Source organism: Candidatus Binatia bacterium, from assembly GCA_036382395.1.
GTDB lineage: Bacteria > Desulfobacterota > Binatia > HRBIN30 > HRBIN30 > JAGDMS01.
Window position 1 is genome coordinate 1 of the sequence record DASVHW010000399.1, and the last position, 5,505, is coordinate 5,505.

Sequence of the window (5,505 nt, forward strand, 5' to 3'; positions counted from 1 at the left end):
TGACTTGCATTGGCAAGGGCGGGTTTAAGACCGAAACAGCACAGACCTTTGGGAAAACACTGGCTTCCCTCGCGGTGGGTGACCTCAACCAAGATAATTTCGCCGATATTGCCGTTGCTGACCAAACAGGAACGGTCTGGGATCCTGTTTGGTAACGGCGACGGGACGTTCCGCGCCCCCGAGCAACTGAACGCAAAGGTTTGCCAGTCGGGTCCGGAGCAGGGCGCGTCATGCAGCACCAGCGCTGACTGCGGAGGTAAGCAGTGCACCGCTACGCCAATTTTGCCAACCTTCAGAATGGCAAATCGCTAATAGATTGGCTGAAGGAAAAGGGAGCTGTCGACGAAGCGGGGGTCGCGAGGGCGCTGGCCGAAAGTTCGCGCCTGCCCTTCGTAGACTTAGCGACAATAGCATTGGACCCCGCCGTCACCGCGCTGGTGCGTGAAGAGCAGGCCGTGCAGCACCAGATCGTGCCTTTGCGCGTCTCCGAGCAAACGCTGTCCGTGGCCATGGTAAATCCCCTCGACCGCGCCGCCCTACGCGCCATCGAGTTTGCCACGGGCAAGCGGGTGGACGCCGAGGTTGCCACGCAAACCGCGATCCGCGATGCCTTGGAGCATCTCTATCACCTTGATGAGGCGCTGGATGCGTACTTGAAAAACGTCCCCGAAGAAGGGGAGCTGCCGATAGCGGAAACGGTGGATCAGGCAGCAACGGACATCCGGGGCCTACGGCCACCACCATCCGCCGCCGGGAGTACGCGCCGCGCCATAGACGTCATCAGGAAGTCCCATGGGGACGATGGCCGAGTAGAATTAAATGCGGATCGATCGGAAGATGGGCCAGGGCTAGCGGCAATGCCAGTCAGTTGCCTGGAGTGTCTCGAATCACAACACTAGCGGGGGCTAGTGGCCAACCGTGATTGCACCAATCTGTCCATCTCCGGAGACATTCACGGAGGTTAGCAAATCGGCACCGTCGGCCTTCACATCGAACACTTGAACCGGCAGCTGTGAATCAGCTTGGGCAACAGCGATCTGATTGGCATCGAGATCGGGCACTAGGTGGCCGATCGCCAGGAGGCGGCTGAGACTCGTGGCGCGGTGAAGAGGGTCGGGCAATTCCAGAACAAGCTTGGGGACGCCTCCGGCCAGTGTGAACACGCGGATACGGCCTCCCGCCCGCCCTTGCCCGACGATCAGTTCAGCGCCTGGCAGGGCAGCTATCGTGTCCGCCGCCCACAGCTCCACGCCTGCCGGGGCCTGACCTCGTTCGAACGCCTCGAACTCCAGCAACCTTTTCCCCGTTCGACCGTCGAAAACCCGAACCAGTCCGTCCTGACGGCGTCCGTCGTCAGCGACGATGATCTCCTCACCAGGGTTGTCTGCCAGAACGTCGCCCACAGCAATTTTGTGGGCGGAGGTGTGTGGGCGATCCGGAAAGGCCAAGAAGCGCTGTAGTCTGACGGCCCTTCCGTTGCTGACGCCGTACACGTACACATCTCCTTTGCCACCGCCAACCACGATCTCCTGGCCCGGATGGTCGGCATCCGGAAAGACGTTGCCGAGCACAAAGCTGACAGGCTGGCGTGTGGCGCTGCGTGATGGCAAAGCGCGCAGTTCATGGAGCAGGTGGAGGTTGCCGCTTGCTAAGCCGCCAAAAATCCGAAGCCGTGCGGCCCGCCGGCAACTGCCGTCCTCACCTACGACAATTTCGTCGCCGGGTTCAGACGGGTCGACATCGCCGGCCGCGAGATTTCCACTGTTGGAAGTGCCGGTGTTGTCGAACGCCGCCAGATGCGCCAGGAGTTCCGGCTCCAGGCCGGAAACAATACGGTACACTTCTACTCCGTCGCGCGGCCCTTGCCCGTAACGCACCGACTGCCCGACAACCAGGTCGCTGGCCCCGTTACCCTCGATGTCTCCAGATGCAGTTGCCAGCGGAGCACTCTGACTCGAACCGGAGCCGGAACCGGAAGCGATAATCGTGGAAAGATCGAGATTTGCCAAGTTGGGTTGGCGGGCGGGTATCGAGGGTTGAAGGTAATGAACCCCCACACCGTTACCGCCCGCGATGTACAACGGGTGCAGGCGGGCTGGGATGACCGACGGTGTAGCAGTAACCGCGGCAGTAGCCGTTACGCTGGGAGTCGGCGCGACCGTGGGCGTGGCGGTGGGAGACGCAGTCAGCGTTGGCGTCTGAGTCGCGGTCGGGGTGAAGGGCCAATCCGGCGTGATCGTGGCAGTCACTGAAGAGGTCGGCGTGGGCGTACTAAGAGCGGTGAAAGTCACAGTTTGGCTCGGCGTCGCAGTAAACGTCGAGGTCGCGCTGGGCGTGGCGGTCGGACTCGATGTTGCCGTCGGTGATGTGGTTGGCGTGGCGGTGTCGGTCGGTGTCGCTGTGGCCGTGCGCGTGGGCGTCGTGGTCCATGCGGCGGTCCGCGTCGCGCTAGGGGTGGCGGTCGGACTCGATGTTGCGGTCGGCGATGTGGTCGGCGTGGCGGTGTAAGTCGGTGTCGCTGTTGCCGTGCGCGTGGCTGTCGCCGTGACACTGGGTGTGACGGTCGGGCTCGATGTTGCCGTCGGTGATGTGGTTGGCGCGGCGGTGGAGGTTAATGTCGCGGTCGGCGTCGCCGTGGCCGTTGTCGTGAAGGTGCGTGTTGGAGAGCTGGTTGCGGTGCTGCTTGCCGTGGCGGTGGAACTCCGCGTCGCTGTCGGAGTTTGTGAAGCAGTAGACGTTGCCGTAGGCGTCGGTTGGCTGGTGCGCGACGGAGTGGCTGTTGCGGTTGGCGTCGGCGTGGCTCCTGGGGTCGCGAGCGCGGGGTAAATAAACGTGACTCCGTTGATGTCGTCCTGGCCCAGGCCTGCACAGCGCCCGTCGAATGGCGGAACCGGTGCCATGGTGGCCGTACCGTCGGCGGAATGTCCGAGACCGATGGTATGCCCCAACTCGTGTGTGGCGATCTCGGCGACGTTGCAGGCAGTCCATCGGGCGCAGTTCTGCCAGCCATTATTGAACATCACCTTTGCTATCATGATGCGGTTGAAGGTGGTGCCATTTACGGTTGTGGTATCGCCGGAGGCGCAGAAGCCGCCGATTGCAAGTGTCCCGCTACAATTGACCGGATCCGCAATCTCGTTGAAAGGGTCGTTGAAGATGACGCGGTTGGGGCCCGCGCAACCGCTGTAGGCGAGGGGAGCAGTCAGGCCGCCGTCGGTGAGAATCACACTCGCCCCCGGAACATTCGACCAAGCCGCCAAGGCATCATCCACGGCAGAGCGGGAGACTGCCGGGCCGAGTTTTGCATCGCCGGTGGAGTCGATAGAATATGCCACCGCCGTGCCCGTGTCCGGCTCGAACCAGCGGGATGGTGGTGAGCCCATGAATGTGAACGCGCCCTGAAACCTCTGCGGGGCGGAGCCGCCTGGTGTTTCCGTGGGCAGCGGCAGCGCCGGCTGTGGAATGCTGGCTGTCTGCGGTGCGGAGGCCTGCACGAGCGCGATGAATTCCTCCAGGTCGCGAGTTTCTGGCGGTACCTCTGTGTCGAGTTGGCCCGACGAGGGACGAAAGAGGCCCACACCCTCACCAAATGCGCGCGTCACTGTCTCCCGGCCCTGCGCGTTGCCACCGATCGTATACTTTCCCATGGCCATTTGGGTGGTGCGTAAGCTTCCGTCCGCGTTCTGGCTGACGAACACCAGTACGTGTTCCCCGACGACATACTGCGGGCTGCCAAAAATCCGTTCACTCCGGTCGGGCAGATATCCGCCGAGTTCGCGGAGGACGACGTTTCCCTCGGGAAGCGATCCCACCACTACTTCGGTTGGTTCGAGGAACACCTGAGTGTAGATGGAGCCAGACTCGCTATCGGTGATGGTGTGGAGCTGCGTTATCCACCCGATCACGACCGCTATGGATTGTCCCGTGAGATCCCGTTCGTCCATCAGCACGAAGGTGGTCCCACGAGCCGTTCGATATGCCGCCAGGAGCAAGACGGAAGACAGGATTACAGTCAGATAAGCTTTTCGAAGGACGCGAAGCATTGCGTCCTAGAGTGAAGCCAACCATATGCCTGTGATTTTGCTGCGGCGGGCATTACTCGCCGCAGCCAGCACGTCACTTTCTTGACGCGCCGGAACGTAGCAGTAAAGACTGAAGCGGCAAAATAATGTTGGGGATCGCTGCTTTCGATGCAGAACCTACGATTCTGGACGAAATCATAGGTGCCGCGTAGAAGGCCCTGCCACTCGAAGCCGCAATTCGAAAGGCGCGAGAACCGAAAGGTGCTTCCAGGATCTCGTGCCCTTTCACCTCTAGCGTCCTGAGTCAGAAGTTCGCTGAGTATCTCATCACCTCACCCCAACCCTCTCCTGGAAGTAGAGGGAGCAAGAGGGTCCCCTCGCCCTCCGAGTCTGTCGATTTTCTCTGAAAGTACCCTTCGACAAGCATGTCCTGAGCAACGTCGAAGGGCTGCCCATGAACATGCGCCGCCCGTCGCCCAGGGCGTTGCCCTATAAGCGTTAACCTAACCGGCAGCGCACCAACCTGCGTCGCCATGATCCGATGCTCCCACGCCGAAGGCGTTGCGCGACATAGCCCAGGGTTGCGAAGCTACCCTGGGCTCAATGGTCCGAACAGTGTTCAACCCTGAAGGGGTTGCGCTTCACCGCCTCAATCCCACACGTACCGCTCCTCGTATCCCACGCCGTGGGCATTTAGCAGTTTGCGGAGCTCGCTCTGAAAGTCGAGCCTGCAATGATGCTCCTCTTGCTGTCCGATGTACTGTTCCACCTTTCGACCCAGGGACTGACTTACCGAGAATGCCGCATACCCGGCCTGCCACTGAAAACCGCGAAGCGATGCATCCTGGGCCTTTGCCCACTGCGACGAGGCTCGCTTCAATTCCTTGACCCATTCGGCCACGGTGATGGTGCGAGCTTGGCGTGCCAGACAATGCACGTGATCGGCGACGCCACCAACGCGGATTACCGGGCAATCCAGTCGTGTGGAGACGGCGCCAAGGTAGCGGTGCATCGCAACGCGATGGCCCGTATGAGCAAGAAAGGAACGCCGCTCTTTAGTTGAGAAGATGAGGTGAATAATACAGTTAGATAGAGACTGAGCCATTAACGCTGTCAGCATAATGCATGCTCCCCGTAGAGCACAACCCCTTCGGGGTAGAAGAGGAACGGGTTTCACAGCCCAGGGTAGCCGCTGCGCGGCAACCCTGGGCTGTGTTGCACACTAACGCCTTCGGCGTAAATTCAAATTACTCGCCGGTGTTGCATAGGTTGGGTTAACCCATATGCGGCATCGCCCCGGGCGGTGGCGGGCAAACCACGGGTTCATGGACGCTCCAAGCCGACGTCTTCGCCGGTTGGATCTCAGGGTGAGCGGAAAAGCCCTTATTTGATGCTCTCTGAGACCGCTCGTGCTGAGGCTCTCGAAGCACGTCTTCGCATTTATCGACAGTCTCAGAGGGTCAGGATGCGGGGGTTAGAATCC

5 protein-coding genes are annotated in these 5,505 nt (G+C 61.0%); 3 read left to right on the plus strand and 2 right to left on the minus strand.

Annotation, left to right across the window (positions count from 1 at the left end; genetic code table 11):
- The first annotated feature begins 263 nt into the window (after window positions 1-263).
- The gene (locus tag VF515_19445) at window positions 264-899 is read left to right on the plus strand and encodes a hypothetical protein (protein HEX7409811.1); all 636 of its coding nucleotides are present in this window, start codon (window positions 264-266) and stop codon (window positions 897-899) included.
- Between the two features lie 6 nt (window positions 900-905).
- Here the strand turns inward: VF515_19445 and VF515_19450 are convergent, their stop codons facing one another.
- Window positions 906-2,081, minus strand: a complete 1,176-nt coding sequence (locus VF515_19450) for a hypothetical protein (protein HEX7409812.1) — start codon at window positions 2,079-2,081, stop codon at window positions 906-908.
- A 133-nt stretch (window positions 2,082-2,214) separates the two neighbouring features.
- Here VF515_19450 and VF515_19455 point away from each other — a divergent pair, with 133 nt between their 5' ends.
- Together VF515_19455 and VF515_19460 are read left to right on the plus strand one after the other, a co-directional pair.
- On the plus strand, window positions 2,215-2,508 hold the full coding sequence (locus tag VF515_19455; GenBank protein ID HEX7409813.1) for a hypothetical protein: 294 nt from the start codon (window positions 2,215-2,217) through the stop codon (window positions 2,506-2,508).
- Window positions 2,509-2,526: 18 nt separating this feature from the next.
- Complete coding sequence (locus VF515_19460) at window positions 2,527-2,826, plus strand: hypothetical protein (GenBank protein HEX7409814.1); 300 nt, start codon at window positions 2,527-2,529, stop codon at window positions 2,824-2,826.
- A gap of 1,845 nt (window positions 2,827-4,671) precedes the next feature.
- On the opposite strand, the gene tnpA is transcribed toward VF515_19460, so the two are convergent.
- Window positions 4,672-5,142 carry an IS200/IS605 family transposase gene (tnpA, locus tag VF515_19465; protein HEX7409815.1) on the minus strand — a complete coding sequence of 157 codons (471 nt, stop codon included), beginning with the start codon at window positions 5,140-5,142 and terminating at the stop codon, window positions 4,672-4,674.
- Window positions 5,143-5,505 lie beyond the last annotated feature (363 nt).

Coding starts and splice junctions, on each gene's coding strand:
- tnpA (HEX7409815.1), bottom strand. CDS start 5,142: ATGCTGACAGCGTTAATGGCTCAGTCTCTATCTAACTGTATTATTCAC.